This window comes from Paenibacillus sp. FSL W8-0426 (genome assembly GCF_037969725.1).
Taxonomy (GTDB): Bacteria; Bacillota; Bacilli; order Paenibacillales; family Paenibacillaceae; genus Paenibacillus; species Paenibacillus hubeiensis.
This window is the reverse complement of the sequence record NZ_CP150203.1, coordinates 901,056-915,899: the sequence shown is the minus strand read 5'-3', so window position 1 is coordinate 915,899 and position 14,844 is coordinate 901,056. Positions and strand designations below refer to the sequence as shown.

13 protein-coding genes are annotated in these 14,844 nt (G+C 49.3%); 3 read left to right on the top strand and 10 right to left on the bottom strand.

What is annotated here, in order from left to right; genetic code table 11:
• Positions 1-56: 56 nt before the first annotated feature.
• On the bottom strand, positions 57-2,750 hold the full coding sequence (locus MKY59_RS04175) for a glycosyl hydrolase (protein WP_339276139.1): 2,694 nt from the start codon (positions 2,748-2,750) through the stop codon (positions 57-59).
• Positions 2,751-3,059: 309 nt separating this feature from the next.
• Between MKY59_RS04175 and MKY59_RS04170 the strand changes: the two genes are divergently transcribed.
• Positions 3,060-4,061: a helix-turn-helix domain-containing protein gene (locus MKY59_RS04170; RefSeq protein ID WP_339276137.1), complete on the top strand. Its 1,002-nt coding sequence runs from the start codon at positions 3,060-3,062 to the stop codon at positions 4,059-4,061.
• 180 nt (positions 4,062-4,241) lie between these two features.
• The gene (locus MKY59_RS04165; RefSeq protein WP_339276135.1) at positions 4,242-4,808 is read left to right on the top strand and encodes a hypothetical protein; all 567 of its coding nucleotides are present in this window, start codon (positions 4,242-4,244) and stop codon (positions 4,806-4,808) included.
• An 86-nt stretch (positions 4,809-4,894) separates the two neighbouring features.
• On the opposite strand, the gene MKY59_RS04160 is transcribed toward MKY59_RS04165, so the two are convergent.
• The 6 genes from MKY59_RS04160 to MKY59_RS04135 form a co-directional block, all read right to left on the bottom strand.
• A complete protein-coding gene (locus MKY59_RS04160; RefSeq protein ID WP_339276134.1) occupies positions 4,895-5,878 on the bottom strand; it encodes a phosphotransferase in 984 nt (327 codons plus the stop codon).
• Between the two features lie 397 nt (positions 5,879-6,275).
• Positions 6,276-6,869, bottom strand: coding sequence for a hypothetical protein (locus MKY59_RS04155; protein ID WP_236420677.1), 594 nt, complete (start codon positions 6,867-6,869; stop codon positions 6,276-6,278).
• Entirely contained in the window at positions 6,859-8,448 is a 1,590-nt protein-coding gene (locus tag MKY59_RS04150; protein WP_339276133.1) for a glycosyltransferase family 39 protein, read from the bottom strand. The genes MKY59_RS04155 and MKY59_RS04150 overlap by 11 nt, the downstream gene beginning before the upstream one ends.
• A 171-nt stretch (positions 8,449-8,619) precedes the next feature.
• Entirely contained in the window at positions 8,620-8,910 is a 291-nt protein-coding gene (locus tag MKY59_RS04145) for an isochorismatase family protein (RefSeq protein WP_339276132.1), read from the bottom strand.
• Between the two features lie 22 nt (positions 8,911-8,932).
• A complete protein-coding gene (locus MKY59_RS04140) occupies positions 8,933-9,319 on the bottom strand; it encodes a DUF1801 domain-containing protein (protein ID WP_236420674.1) in 387 nt (128 codons plus the stop codon).
• A gap of 86 nt (positions 9,320-9,405) precedes the next feature.
• On the bottom strand, positions 9,406-10,062 hold the full coding sequence (locus tag MKY59_RS04135) for a SprT family zinc-dependent metalloprotease (protein WP_236420673.1): 657 nt from the start codon (positions 10,060-10,062) through the stop codon (positions 9,406-9,408).
• Positions 10,063-10,247: 185 nt separating this feature from the next.
• Here MKY59_RS04135 and MKY59_RS04130 point away from each other — a divergent pair, with 185 nt between their 5' ends.
• Complete coding sequence (locus MKY59_RS04130; RefSeq protein WP_339276130.1) at positions 10,248-11,003, top strand: GNAT family N-acetyltransferase; 756 nt, start codon at positions 10,248-10,250, stop codon at positions 11,001-11,003.
• Between the two features lie 148 nt (positions 11,004-11,151).
• Here MKY59_RS04130 and MKY59_RS04125 read toward each other — a convergent pair whose 3' ends face one another.
• The 3 genes from MKY59_RS04125 to MKY59_RS04115 all read right to left on the bottom strand — a co-directional run bounded on the left by MKY59_RS04125 (position 11,152) and on the right by MKY59_RS04115 (position 14,534).
• Positions 11,152-11,499, bottom strand: a complete 348-nt coding sequence (locus MKY59_RS04125) for a hypothetical protein (RefSeq protein ID WP_236420671.1) — start codon at positions 11,497-11,499, stop codon at positions 11,152-11,154.
• A gap of 33 nt (positions 11,500-11,532) precedes the next feature.
• Positions 11,533-11,952: a hypothetical protein gene (locus MKY59_RS04120; protein WP_236420670.1), complete on the bottom strand. Its 420-nt coding sequence runs from the start codon at positions 11,950-11,952 to the stop codon at positions 11,533-11,535.
• A 203-nt stretch (positions 11,953-12,155) separates the two neighbouring features.
• Complete coding sequence (locus MKY59_RS04115) at positions 12,156-14,534, bottom strand: NdvB protein (protein WP_339276129.1); 2,379 nt, start codon at positions 14,532-14,534, stop codon at positions 12,156-12,158.
• Positions 14,535-14,844 lie beyond the last annotated feature (310 nt).

Here is a 14,844-nt window from a genome sequence, read left to right as displayed (position 1 = left end):
TTATAGGTGCGATATGAATGAACAATCCATTCTTACACTTTCATCCATATCCATTTTCAGTATTGTAAATAGACGCTGCCTACAATGCCTGTCGGTTCCTGAATCAAGTATTGCGACAGGAAGTCTTGCTGTTCCTTCACAAGGGTATTTGTCACTTCGATCACAAGTCTATTGCCCTTCGGTTGTAAACAACCGCTGGCGTCGTACGCGTACGGTGGACAGATTCGTGTTCCGATCTCATGACCATTCAGCCAAACCTGAGCTACTTCATACGGCTCATTAATCACCAGCCGGGCTGCTTCAGGTACTTCATCCATGTCAAACTCAATTTCATATTTTACGGTTCCCGAGAAGTCTGGCAGCATCTCTGGTACGGCGAGAGAAGCAAGTTCCGTACACGTCCCGAACGCCGAGAATTCCGGGTATTGCATGGCCGTTGCCAACGAAAGTTTCCACTCTCCCGTGATCTCCTGCACTTTCGGGTACGAACGGTCTGTATTTGAAGCTTTTGTAATCTGATCCGCCAGTCCAGCACCCTGCACAATCATTACAGACTCATACTTTTCAAGTCTCAGAGTGAAGGACTGCTTGTTCCCGTCTATACTAACCTGTAATGGGGAGAGTGCATTGGCAAAAGCATCATAGATGAAAGCCTCGCTCACTCCGTCTAACACGGGAATTTCAATCGTTGTATCGATAGCTTTCGCCGGATCCTCATTGAAGAACATATATACATCGCCATCGTCATGACGATAGTGATAGTAACGCAAGTACGGCTGGTGTTCAGACACGGAAATCTCATATACGCCATCGCTCCACAGCCGTGCCGCAAGTTCATCTATGGAAACAATCCTTACTCGTTCATGTTGACCCAGTACTGACAATTCGGTTTCACAAGCTTCCCCTTCGCTGCTGCGATCAGGCAGTCCATCCACGAAATAGACCTGCAAACCCGCTTCTACATGTGCATGAAGCTGAGCAATTAGATGCTTCGGCAACGCCTCGGCATAAGGGATAATCAGGGCAGAGAAGTGCTCTCCGTTCATGTGAAGTTTTCCGCCTTCTACCTGCGATGAAGCAACAAGCTCAGCCGGGATGATGTCAAAATCGATCTGATGCTGCGTGAGTTCTCTCGCTGGTTTCTGGAACAGCATATATTCTCCGGACCACTCGGCCTCTGCGTGATATAGAATAGCCGCTGGCGCAACATGCATCCCATCGGATAACAGATGGCTTACCCGGTTCATGTAATGTGTCAGTTTTGGCAAATATCGATACTGCGGGTCATATCCGTTGGCATATAAATGCGGCGGACAGTCCGGATCAGGGTATTTTTTCGGTGAAAATGCATGAGGTACAAAATGGTTTACCCCCCTCACAAGCATATGGTCTGTAATCCATTTCATCAGCTTGAGACCTTCTCCGAATCCATAAGCACCATATACCTCGCACATGGTCCGTCCTTGTTTCTTGGGGTCCAGGTGCCCGAGTGAAGTCCCCATTTTAGCCATCCCATAATGGAAGAACTCTCCGTCCCATCCGGTTGATGTGAAGGATTTGTAATAGCCGTCATCCATGCCCGGCAAAATCTGATGCAGCACCACGTCAATGCCGGACATATCCTGCCCCCACAGACTACGATAGAAATGCCCTGCTCCATAACCAAGTCTCGCATGAGCGTTATTGTCTTCAATCACGTGCCCAATGTACTCTACATGATGGCTGCGACACCAATCTCCCAGCCTGTCCGTAAAATGTTCGGCGTATAATCGGGTGATCAGATCCATGTAGCGATAGCGCATCTCATGGCCCTTCTCTCCTGCATTTGCCCATAACAGGGGGAGCGAGCGAATCACATCCTCATCCGGCATATGCTGCTTCAACATGTCAGGCAGATCCTCACGCCACGGAAGAATCATATCCATGCGTCCTATGGAGGCCAACGGTCCTTTTACATTGCCAAACCTCGGCTCATCCGAGAAAAAACCGGCCAGCGTGGATCCAAAATCAGCCTTGTACCGGTCATAATGTGCCTCGTACACCGTATCAATCAGTACTTGCGTCGCCTCTGGTACGATTGGGTTGAGATATCCTTCGGTTGCTTTCTCACCTCCGTCATAGGTCAGAACCAGCGTGAAGATTCTCCAGCGCCCTTCCGGCAGATCCCAGTACACCGTTCCTTCGTGCAGTTGTGCGGTCAGATCAACCAGGGAGTCCGGATCAATCTCATCGGGACCTGTTTTGCAAGCCGCCACTACCCCGACAATCCGATCTTTAGCCGAGAAGGCTTCCTTTGGTTCGCTCCCCTGATCCGACTTCACTTGCTCCACACCAACACTAATGCCTCTCTGACCCGGTCGCTGCAGCGCCCATTTCACCGTAATTCCCGCCTGCAGCTGCGGTCCGACGAAATCCTGCTGATGTACTTTCAGAAACTGTTTCTGGTACTGGGGATAGTCCGCCTTGATTCTTCCTGCCGCGTATCCTGTAGGAAAATGAGCATCGTCCAGAATCCACACTTTCATGTTCCGGTTACGCGCCTCATCCATAATAATGTCCAGATCTGCCCACCAACGGGGTCCGACAAAATCCGGGTGAGGGCGGGATTCCACACAAACTGCCTTGATTCCGCTCTCGTCTATGACCTGCATATGCTCACGCAGTACATGCTCCTCCTCACCGTGCTGCCAGAAGAAAGGCAGAATATAATTATCCTCCCGGTTTTCCAATACTTCGTTAATCTTTCTCACCCTACATCCTTCCTTTCTGCAATGCGAACAACTTTGTTGTCTACTATCAGATTTAACTCAAATTAGTATCAAAATTACATATTATAGAAAGACGGATAAAACCAAATACAAATACAAACAAGCGCATAAAAACTTATAAATACGTCAAAAACAGATGTATATAAACATAAATAAAGATAATATTCTGTTTCACACTTTTAATATAGCGCTTTCAAATAAAGACTGAAATATCAAAACAGTACATATTGACTATCATAAATTCAGATGTTATGGTTACCTACAAACTTCAGCCGAATGGAGACGCCAGAAATGAACCATGATCAATTGGATGTGAAGCTTCGTACACTTACAGACAGGGAGTTGCATTATCAGACTCGTCCATCCTCCCGCTCTGCCACCTATGATTCACTAAAAAAAATCGTTCATGATGGACAGGAAGTCTATGTGTTTCAGGACATGATTGCAGAAAAAGACAACATCACGATTTCCAAACACACGCGATTTGCCGAGGTGCCGCTTCATATTCACACCTTTATTGAACTCAGCTTCGTGTATTCGGGTCAGTGCGCTCAGATCATTAATGGAAAAAAGGTCACGTTAAAGCAAGGACAGATCTGTATTGTAGATACAGGTGTGCCTCACGCCATTCTGCCCACTTCGGAGGACGATGTGATCATCAACATCCTGATTCGTAAGAAGTACTTCTCCTCTTCGTTTCTGAGCAAGTTGGCGAACAACGGCATTTTGTCTCACTTTCTGGCAAGCGCGATTTCGGATCGGCAGAATCACAATCGTTACATTATTTTTCACTCAGAGAATAACGCCAACATTCCCATCCTGATGAGACAGTTGCTCTGTGAATATTATGACCAGTCCCTCGGCTCGTCCGAAATGATGGATTCCTATATGCTCCTGATCTTTTATGAACTGCTGCGTGTGTTTCAGTATGATACGAATCGCCCCCGCACACTGACGCAGAACAAGGTGACGATCATCGAGATTCTGAAATACATCGAGAATCATTATATGGACTGCACCCTTACATCCACCGCAGACCATTTCAATTTCAATCCCAACTATTTGTCCACCTTGATCAAAAAAACGACCGGCCAGACGTTCAAAGATCTGGTCCAGAGCGAAAAACTGAACTATTGTTCGTTCCTGCTCGCGAATACCGATCGCCCGATCTATGACATTGCCAGCAGCACGGGACACAGCAACCTCAGTTTTTTTTATAAAAAATTTCAGGATCACTTCGGCATCACGCCGCAGCAATATCGGGAACAACACGCTACCCAACTACAAGAATGAGGGTGAGTATAGGGCTCGAAAGTCACTGTCGTTGCTCGACGATAGAGTATTGTGCACCCATAACGAATCTCCATTTCCTTATTCTGGTGAAACTTTCTGCTCACCTGTTCGTCTAATTACTGACTAACAACGAAGGAGATGACTATGCGAATAAGCTGCAGTCCCGGTTTTCCGGGAAGTATGATTGGATCGATTGAACTTCAGCCATCCCGCTTTAGCAAGGGTGCTTCCAGCAACAGCCAAATTACCGATCATGTTGATCCTGAACTCATCGCCATCCCTTACATAGAAGACCTTAATTTCGGATCGCATTTTGATGCGATGACGATGATGAAGGGAACGTACAAGGAAGAATTTCACGAAAGCTATGATGTGGAATATACGATTGATGTGGATCATAAAGGATATATTACTCAATTTGAGCATACGTTTCCGCTGGAGCGTTACCTTGATCTTGTACGGACGCAGTCCTTTAGTGTGATTAAGACGAATTGGCGCGGCCGATCATTTCATGTCATGACTTACAGTTATATGGAGGAAGTGTGCAATCCAAAGAATGTCATCTATAAATGCACAAATGCCGAGGATGTTTTCGTGGTAGCAGAGCTTGCTCCTGATCGTGTTGGTGGTGTTGCGGAACATCCTCGTCCTCTCTACCTCCACTTCCGCGCGTTGATCTCCGCTCGGGACGACCTCTACCCGATTGATTATATGTGTGAGCCTGATTTTGATCTGAATCTGTACTAGATTTCATGATCCATGAAAAGAAAGAGCACAAGCCCCTCCCTTTTACCGGGAATAGCCTGTGCTCTTTCTTGGGATCGACTTTAAATTTAAATCCTCTGGCCAAATCCCTTCGCCGCTTCCTTCATCCGTTCAGCCAGCCTTGATCTTAGGCCGTTCATCCAATCCGGCTCATGTGTCCACCGTTCTGCCGCAGACCGCAGCATACGTACATACCGATACACATTAGCAAAGCGCCTGCAAGCCGGGAACATGGATTCCATGTCATAGGAGTCTCCTGATTCGGCCCAGTACCCCTGCATGAACGTCTGCTTTGCCTGTTCCCAACGCTCCGGCTCAATCTCATCACGCAAACTATCCAGACTCTGTTCCACATCCATCGCATACCAGTGGTACATGGCGTCATCGAAGTCAATGGCGTAACAAGACTGACTTTCTTCGTCATAGAAGACATTATCCGGCTCAAAGTCATAATGAATACATCCGTAATTGAGCTTGGTCACCGGCCATGCTGCCAAATGTGTACGGAGCAACTCCACTTCATGAGCGGCATGGGTCTCATCCGGAAATTCCCTCAGAACCTCCTGCATCCAGTCCAGCACATCGGCATAACTCCAGCGTTTAGCCTGCACCGGCGTATAATCCCGGCTCAGTTGATGAAGCTTGCCTAGCGCCTGACCATAGCTGTATATGGCCTGGTCGCTTAGAACCGTACTGCTCAGCTGCGTGCCGGGTACCCGCTTGAACACGGAAGCGTAGTACGTGCCCCATGGTGTGCTGACCTCCGCGAGCTTTGTTCCTGCATGGGAAGGCACCGCCTCCATCGCCCCATAGTCACGCTGTCGAAGATAGACGAGAACCTCCAGTTCGGCGTATAGATTGGTTTTATCTTTTTCCTGAACCGGGGCGAAACGAAGCAAGCGAGTCTCTCCCTGGTCCCTGAACGGATATACGGCATTAGAGGATATGCGGTAATACCGGAACATGTCCAGAGACTCGGGATCGTAACTCCAATTTTTCAAGATCATCTCGGCGAGATCGGTGTTATTAAATAAATATTTTAACTTTAGCATGGGCAGTTCTCCTTCTTGACCGTTTAATGTAGGTTTCTTGCAAAGTCCGAACGACTATTTTTGCGCGCAAAAAGCCGCAGGCTATGCCTGCGGCTTAAAAATTCGTGATGCACGAGGAAGTTGCAAAATGCATAAGCAAACAAACCTCATCAACACCAGGAAAATGAGCAGTTATATCCCTATATCTCGGCAGACTCCAAATAACCAACCGAAGCAGCTTTCACTTCGTTCTGTCCTCGTCGGTCCACCCATCTATTCAGTTCACGATCACCTTAATTGTAGTCGCTTTTGGCATCATCTTAGCCCGTCGTTTCATGACGCTCACTCCCTTCGGGAAACAAAGTTACTTCCATAATAATCCACAAGTTATCGATATGGCAATGGCCATTACCTCAACCTAGGATTGAACAACGATTCGTGCTGCCGTTTCGGTGTTGTCCTTGTACCATAAACGAATGACATCGCCTGTTTTCAGGTCGGACAATGACATGTCGTCACTGGAGTCGGATCGGTTATTCGGACCGCCCATGGTCATCCCCCGACTGATCTGAACGTCGTCGCTGACGCTGATTTTCATTTCTACACCGGTTTCTTTCAGCCCTGTATTTCCGTCTGCCGGATTCCATTGTCGCCCTTGATTGGACGTCGCATCCGTTTGCTCCTGTTCCAACAGATCCACCGTAATCGTGCCACCCTCTATGGAGACGATCCGACCCGTAACGTCGGCATCCATCATGCCTTGCATCGCTTCGGCACCATCGCCGTTTCGGCCATTCGTTCCGCCGCCGTTCATGCGGCCGCCTCTGCTCATGCCTTGGCCGCCACCATCTATGCCACCCCCGCCATTCATGCCGGGAAATCCGTTCATTCCCTGACCGGGAGCGCCGGTTCTCTCAATATTCTGGGCCGTGATGGCATCGCAAGCCGTGAGCAGGACGGAACAGCCGATAAGGGCCGATATCAACAATGTGAACAGTGCTTTACTTCGCATATGAATCACCTTTTCCGTGGGAAATGCGTTCCCCGCCAAGTTTTCTTCGGAATATCGAGTCATGCGCATCTTTGAATCCCATATAAGCAAGCACGAGCAGCAGCGGGTACACCGGAAAAAGATACCTCGATTTGATTTCCCAGAGCAAATAAAATCCGATAAACCCGAGAATAACCAATATCAACGAAACCTCGTCATATCTCTTGGCCCGAATTCCGCCGATTAACCGGACGAGCACGAAAACATAAATCAGCACGTTCATGGTGTATACCACCCACAAAATGCCGATTCGAGGTGCCGAATCCCCTTGGAACCAATCCGTGGCGGCAGTGGCATAACTATAGGAACCGTCGATTCCGCCCCCACCTCTGCCCATGCCAAACGAACTGCCATTGCCGATGCCGTACCGATCCATTTGGTAAGTTCCTTCGGTCCAGGTCCAAATGAGTTTTTTCGTATACATCCTCACAAGGTCGCCCGCGCTGGCTTCCGACAGCTTTCGTTCGATCTCCTGCTTGAACAACACCGTACTTTCGGCTTTGTTATAATTCGCCTCTCTCTGGTAGATGGCGTAGCTTTCCCGGTTATCCCAGAACCCGAAGCGCTCCAGGTTAATCCCCATGTTCAACCACATATAGACGGGAGCGGCGTTTTCGCCGACAGGCTCATTCACGACGGATTGCAGTGCCCATTTCTGCGTCCACCCCGGGACATTAAATAAAAGCGCGAGCACGCCGATGGAAATCATGAATTTTTGGAAGCCAAGGCTCCTGATATTTAAAAGAATACAAAGGATTGCCGCGATCAACACAATCGCGCCGATGCTGCGCAGGTCGTTGCCAAGGGCCAACAAGATGGCGGCAGCGACGACCCACTTGTACGTTTTCTCCTTCAGGAACCGGATCAGGAAGTACAGGCTCGACGTAAGCAGCGCGGTGGCAATAACATCGTTATAGATCAAGTTGTTCATAAATAAGGCAGGCAGGTAAGTTGCTGCCAGGACAAGAACCCCGTAATCACGCCCGCCCGATTTGGCATGGAGTTGTTTATAGATGAGATAGATCATTAACGTCGTTACGAGCGTGCACAAAATGTTAAACAGCTTGATGACCAGATAGTTATCCGGAAATAGGTACAGCAAGGTTTTCAAAATCAATACGATCGAATAGTTGAACGGAAACATGTGCAGATAACCAGTCGTATCAAACGAGGAATAGTCCTGGTCATACAGCATGTCCATCGCCAGCGAAAGCACCGTCTGCGAATCGTCCGTCGGCACGCGCGGAAACCAAAAAATGATCGCGGTCTGAACGGCGGAGGACGCCAGCAGCACGACAGGAATAACGACCACTGGACGAAACCGGTTCAGCTTCAGACACAGTCGGTACATAACCACACTGGCGAGCGACAGCACGATCAGGAGCGGGATGAAAATGCCCCATTGCTGCGATCCCAGAATCGGATTGTCACCGTAAGCGGCATAATTGTACTGCGCCCGAACGACGAAGGTTGATGCGATAAACAGTCCGATAAACAAAGCAAGAATCAGATAGAGCCCCTTATGGATCACCTTAGCCATGCCAAAACTCCTTTTCGAATGCAGGATTTCGGTACGTATTATAAGGGCTCAAGCTGAAAAATCGCTGAATCGGCGCCACGCACAAATAGACCACCTTCGCAACGAAAGAAGGCAGTCTGGATTTCGTCTTTATCCAGTGATCCGATCCAACGATTCCTGATGTAACGGATATTATTTGGAGTACAACTCTCGGTACTCGTCTACATACAAAACCTCGATGCAGCCGGACCAATTCAGAACCGAGCCGATGAAATCCTGAATGTCGAGCCCCGGCATTTCATACGTCTCCGCCGTATTTACCGTACCTGTCGCATCTTCGATCAGCGTAACCTTGAAACCCTCATGCTCGGCCGCAATAGCCGTAAACAAACAGCAATATTCCGTGTTGAACCCAATGATAAAGATGTGCTCCACCTGATGATCTCGCAACCAGGATTTGAGCGCCGGATTGCGCTTGTCCATCCTCAACCTGTCTGTTTGACGACTACTTGCCCTGCTTCTTCTGCCGGGCCTTCTCTTCGTTTTCCTTCACCCGGAACGCCACGATGCGGCGGATCAGCGCTTCCGGCAATGGTTGATCCAACGGGAATTGCACGGAGCCTTTGGCCCCTTTATAGGCCGACAACTCCTGTTTGAATTCTTCAATCCCGCTCGGCGCAGGGTAGAATCCAATATGTTTCGCGTATCCGGCAAAATGAACCAGATTGCCATGCAGGGCATACGTCGGCATTTTGTAGCTTATTTTCTCTTCCGCCTGCGGGGCAATCTCCCGGATCAGCTCACGCATCGTTTGTAATTTGGCCTTCACTTCTGGCGGGAATCCCGCAATATATTCGTCGACTTCAACCGAGGTTGGATTTTTCCCTGTCATGTGCCTGTGCCTCCTTAACAAAGTGTGATTGGATCAAACTTAGGTCATTTTTCACTGGATGCTCCACCATGCAATCATACCGTTTGTTAGAGCGTCATTGCCTGGCCTTTTCTTCGCAAATACGCTTCCTTCTCCTCGTAATCGGGCATTATGCTGCCTACCAGCCGCCAAAAGGAACGGTCATGATTCATGTGATGAATATGGCACAGCTCATGGATGATGACATAATCGATGACGTCTACAGGAGCCATAGCAAGCCGATAGTTAAAGGTGAGTTTTTTGTCCCAACTACAGCTCCCCCATTTGGTGGCCGACTCCACGATATCCATGGACTTCGGCTTTACCTTCAGCGCCTGTTGAAACGCACCGATGCGTTCCCCAATGACCCGTTTACATTCGGCAAAATAAAACTTTTTCAAACGCACCCGCAGCTCGTCCTCTTCCAAACCTTCCACATCAATGAGTTCATGCAAGGCATGCTCCTTGCCAAGCCACATAAACGTTCCTTCGTCCTGATAGGTCCGAGGCTGCGGTCCGTCCAGCGCTTCCTGCATCAAGGCCGATCGCTGCAAAATGACATCCCCGTGCTGCCGCACGAGTTCTCCGATCTTCTCTTCTGTGATGCCATTGGGTGCCTTGATCGTCACCATGTAGGGCAGGTCCAGGCTGATGGATACCTTTTTGCGTTTGCCCAGTTCCAGATGGCACTGAATGAGTTGGCCCTTCACTTCAATCGTAAACATCGTTTTCTCCACTTCTGTTCATAATATGCCGTTCACATCGCTGTACTGACTACCCTGATTGTACCTCATATCGCGTGCCCTCGCACTCAAAGCTGCTTGTACACATAATTGAATTTTTATGCAATAATATGTATTATTATTTACTAGTATATTTATCATTATAAAACAGGAGGTATGCCGATCCCATGTTTCCCGCTGCCGCATCATCCCACAAAATGATCGAGGAATTGTCCCTTGGCCACTGGCCTTCCTTGTCCACCCTGTTTGTTGACGGATGGGTGCTTCGCTTTGCGGACGGATGCACCAAACGCGCCAACTCCATACAGCCCATATACACCTCCACGCTCGACATCCATGAAAAAATAAAAACATGTGAGCAATTGTACGAGCGTAATGGGTTACCCACCGTCTTTAAAATCACCCCATTTATTCATCCTGAAAATCTGGATAACATTTTGGATGAGAAAGGGTATTCCTTATTGGATCGGACCAGCATTCAAACTCGCAGCCTGGACGGACTCAAGACGCCACAGCACTCTGATGTACGGATCGATACTTATGCAACAAATTCGTGGCTGAATTCCTTTTGCAGAATCAATTCGGTTGACGAGAAAAAAGGTTCTACGATGACACGCATGCTCTCGAATATCCGCACGACGACGGGGTACATCTCTCTTTTGGTGAACGATCAAGTGGTTGCCTGCGGCTTGGGAGTCGTCGAACGCGGTTATATCGGATTGTATGATATCGTGACAGATAAACAGCACAGAAATCAAGGGCTGGCTGAGCAGCTGATCCTGCACCTGCTTCACTGGGGGAAAGCCCAAGGAGCCGAATTCAGTTACCTCGCGGTCGTTGCCGACAATGCGCCGGCATGGCGGTTATACGAAAAGCTGGGATACGAGGAGATCTACCGTTATTGGTATCGGGTAAAAAAATAGCTCTGATTGACCTCGGCCGGTTTCTGGCGGCTCCTTCATAAAAAATTTGGGCCTACGTAGACCGGCGGCCTCTCTTCGCGCCACATCAAAAAGAGAAGGTCGACATAACCTTCTCTTCGTTATCTTCTATTTATCTTCGTTTCATCGACTACCAGGACGTACGAGGCTGCTGAAACGAATCCGTTTCCTTTTCGATGTCGGTCATCATGTCCTTAATTCGATCCAAACCTTGTTGAATTTGCTTCTGATGGGCATCCAGCCGATGTGCCAAGGAGCGAATCTGCTCCTGGGTAGGCGGCTGGGAAGCATGGGACATCTCGATCAGTTCCTTCTCCAGGGCATCGATGCCGACGAGTCCCGTACTGAGTACTTCAATGCCAAACTTGGCTTTGTCCGCAATGTGATCGATTTTGATCGCCGTTTCTTTGGCCTGTTTATTGTTCCAACCATTGGACATGTAGTTGGGCTGGCTCACAGGTGGAGTATATTCGCTCATCAGGGATTCACTCCTTCATTTTCAAATGTCCGCTTATTTCTGATACTTATCCGTAATTTCGTCGATTTTATTCGTCAGTTTATCGATTTCGTCCGTCAAGCTGTCAATTTCATCGGTGAGCTTGTCCACGTCTTTGATGTTCTTTTGGACTTCTTCAATGTTCCCGCCTGCCGCAATCACTTTGGACATCACTTCTTGGGCGATGGATGTAACCAGTACTTGCACGTGATCCGGCGCATCCTGACCCACTTGTGCAACGAGTCTGTCGATCAATGGGCGAATCTGGGTCAAGGTTGTTGCTGCGTTGGACAGCTCGCGGCCGCATGAGTTCAATTCCGAGTCGATTTTGTCGGATACCCGGTCGATTTTGGATTGCGTAATCTGGTCGATTTCCCGAATGACTCGGTCGATATCATTGGACATTTCACGAACTGAACCTTTTCCTACGAACATGAATGATCTCCCCCAATATGTATGCGAATTCTTGAATCTCTTTGATTATATGTGAAACCCTGCTTCACTTCAATAATTTACCTTCATTCGGAAATGTCCGAAAATAATGTCGAATCCCAACAGGTGCACCTGATGAATCCATCTGGTCTTCACCAAGTGCACCATGTTTCCCATTGGGGTATTTATAACGTAAATCTGACGCTCTACAACGGAAGCTTGACCAACACGTCATACGTGGCACCGGCCTGAATCCCCCGGATCACGTCTCCTTCAATCGGCTTACCGTTCACATATACTTGCCGCTCGCGAACACTCTCGCTTCGCTTCATCTGCACCTCCAGCACCGCTCCGCGGAACTTGCGCGTCACGGATGCCTCGTTCCAGTCTGCTGGCAATTGTGGACGCACTAGCAGACCTTCCGCATGGCCTTGCAAACCGAACAGCCCGTCGATCAGGCAGCGGTATACCCACGGGACGGTTCCCGTGTTGAACAAATGGCTGGACCGGCCTGCCGTACGCGGGAATTGGCGATAGGCACCGCGGTAATAGTTCGGGATAAATACAGGCAATTGTCCCCGTTGAACGATATCGTCCAGGTCCGGACCGGGAATCATTTTGCGCAGCAAACGATAGGCGTTCTCCTTTTCCCCGACCAGATACAATGCATAAATGTAGAACGCCGCAGCATGGTTGTATACGGCTCCGTTCTCCGCGCTGCCCGGATGTTTCTGGGTCACGCGTCCAACATCCTCGCGCATCGCCGTGAAGGAGGGTGCCAGCTTTTCCACGCCATATGGCGTTTCCAATTGTTCCTCCACGGCGCGAATCAGCTTTTCCCGTTTGTCCGGATCAGCCGCGCCGCTCATCAGGGCCCAACCTTGCGGGTTGATGAAGATGCGCCCTTCCTTGTCTTTGCTGATGCCGAATACGACGTTGTCGTCGGTTATCCCCCGTGCATACCAGTTGCCGTCCCACAGATACGTATTGGCAATTTCGTTGGTTCTGTCCGCTTCCTCCCGGAATTCGGCTGCTGCTTCCGCATGCCCTGCCTGTTCGCAAATGTTTGCCCACACCTTGAACGCATACGCCGTAGCAATGGTAAGCCAGCCGGATACGCCTTTTCCCTTGTACCCGACCATATTCATCGGATCGCACCAGTCGCCCTGGTTGATGTAGTTCAGTCCCCGGTCGTCGCGATCCTGAATTAGCCAACGCATGGCACGATGCATATGTTCAAGAACGGTGGCCGTCTCTTTGCTGTCCGCAAACCCGACCTGTTCATCCAAAATGCCGTAATCCTTGGTCTCATCCAGATACGTGCTCATGCATACCGGCAGCCAGATGCAATGATCCGTATGCGGTACCTGGTTGATATATTTGAGTTCGGCGTCCGGGTGCAAAATAATGCCGTCAGGCATTGCGCCGCTGACATTCTGCTGCTCAAGTGCCGTAAGAAACGCCCCTCGCGCAACGCTTGGCTGAATATAGCTCATGCCCATATTGTCTTGCAGATAATTCCGGGTTTGGGGATCTGTCGTCAAACGGTTCGTTTGGCCGTGATAGTACATCTGGCGCGGCAGCCAGTGGTTAACGAAGTTGTTCAACCCTTCATCGGGTGTTTTAATCTCGATATTTCCCTGACCTTCCGCAACATAGGCGGCATATTCCAGCCCGGCCGCAGCAAAACCGTTCATCCCTTGACCGTTTACATCCACAAAGTACTTCTGACGAATCTGCCCAATCTCCTGTTCATTGTGGGCGGCGCCAAAGATGAAACGATACGCCTTCTCTGCCCCGGCTTCGAGTTCCAGTCGATACTGTAGGGCACATGTCGGCGTCTCATATCTTGCGTCTCCGCAAGCCAGCGTGTCGGCCTCAAGAGCGGACGGGGCATGGAGTCCCCCCTCGCCCTCAAAAGCTTCCTGGTTAACTTCCCAAGCGACAGGCCGCTCATCTGCGAGCAAAAAGGTTTTGTCTGCAAAGGTTTTGATTTTGTCGTAATCCTGGTATTTCTGGTATGGCGTCACCGAGGAACACACGATGCCTTGCAGCGACTCCGCATATTCGCCAGACTGGTTCATCCAGGACATGTACCCCACCGTAAAATACGGATAAACGCTTAACTTACGCGTCGTGGACGACAGGTTCTTCACTTTCACGCTCCACAGCTCCATCGCCTCCGCCTTCGGCAGCGTCAAAACCATCTCCACTTCGATGTCACCGCTTACAACTTGCCAACGCAGATCATGCTTGCCGATGGAAAAGACATATTTGTCCGCCTGTTTGCGCACGGGTTCATACGGTGCCGAAAAGACGCCCCCGCTTACTTCATCTTTTACGTACACGAACCGTCCCGGATGATGGGCATAATACGGCTGTTCCGGCTGCATGAACGTCTTGGCCTCCAGGTTCGGCGCATGCGAATATTTGGCCGGTTCCGGCTGCATGAATTGCGCTACGGCGTACCCACGGCAATTCATGTGGATCATCATTTTTTCGTTCCACAAAAATCCCGAAGCTTTGGGCAGGCTCGTTGGGCTGGTCAACTCGTAATATTGCTGGTCTTCCGATGGTCTGATCATGGAAATTCCTCTCTTTCGGCTTGGATAAGATGAACGGATTTACAGACGGAAATAAACAAGGACTGGCGGAAAACGTTTTAGAATTTACTCAGAATACTTGTATACAACTATAGTCCATTATAACACGTTAACGCTTACAGTCACCTACAAAAAATAAAACCCATTGCTTCTCCCTTGTTCCGTTCCCATCGTTTCTGAATCCAGGACGAAGCGTTGTTGGAAACGATCACCTTAGCCACGCTCGGCAGTTACGTCGTTCTTTAACCTTAATGCTGGGCATGCAGACGGCCGCAACCAAAAACTCCCCTCT

Coding starts and splice junctions, on each gene's coding strand:
- MKY59_RS04170 (WP_339276137.1), top strand. CDS start 3,060: ATGAACCATGATCAATTGGATGTGAAGCTTCGTACACTTACAGACAGG.
- MKY59_RS04165 (WP_339276135.1), top strand. CDS start 4,242: ATGATTGGATCGATTGAACTTCAGCCATCCCGCTTTAGCAAGGGTGCT.
- MKY59_RS04160 (WP_339276134.1), bottom strand. CDS start 5,878: ATGCTAAAGTTAAAATATTTATTTAATAACACCGATCTCGCCGAGATG.
- MKY59_RS04155 (WP_236420677.1), bottom strand. CDS start 6,869: ATGCGAAGTAAAGCACTGTTCACATTGTTGATATCGGCCCTTATCGGC.
- MKY59_RS04150 (WP_339276133.1), bottom strand. CDS start 8,448: ATGGCTAAGGTGATCCATAAGGGGCTCTATCTGATTCTTGCTTTGTTT.
- MKY59_RS04145 (WP_339276132.1), bottom strand. CDS start 8,910: ATGGACAAGCGCAATCCGGCGCTCAAATCCTGGTTGCGAGATCATCAG.
- MKY59_RS04140 (WP_236420674.1), bottom strand. CDS start 9,319: ATGACAGGGAAAAATCCAACCTCGGTTGAAGTCGACGAATATATTGCG.
- MKY59_RS04135 (WP_236420673.1), bottom strand. CDS start 10,062: ATGTTTACGATTGAAGTGAAGGGCCAACTCATTCAGTGCCATCTGGAA.
- MKY59_RS04130 (WP_339276130.1), top strand. CDS start 10,248: ATGTTTCCCGCTGCCGCATCATCCCACAAAATGATCGAGGAATTGTCC.
- MKY59_RS04125 (WP_236420671.1), bottom strand. CDS start 11,499: ATGAGCGAATATACTCCACCTGTGAGCCAGCCCAACTACATGTCCAAT.
- MKY59_RS04120 (WP_236420670.1), bottom strand. CDS start 11,952: ATGTTCGTAGGAAAAGGTTCAGTTCGTGAAATGTCCAATGATATCGAC.
- MKY59_RS04115 (WP_339276129.1), bottom strand. CDS start 14,534: ATGATCAGACCATCGGAAGACCAGCAATATTACGAGTTGACCAGCCCA.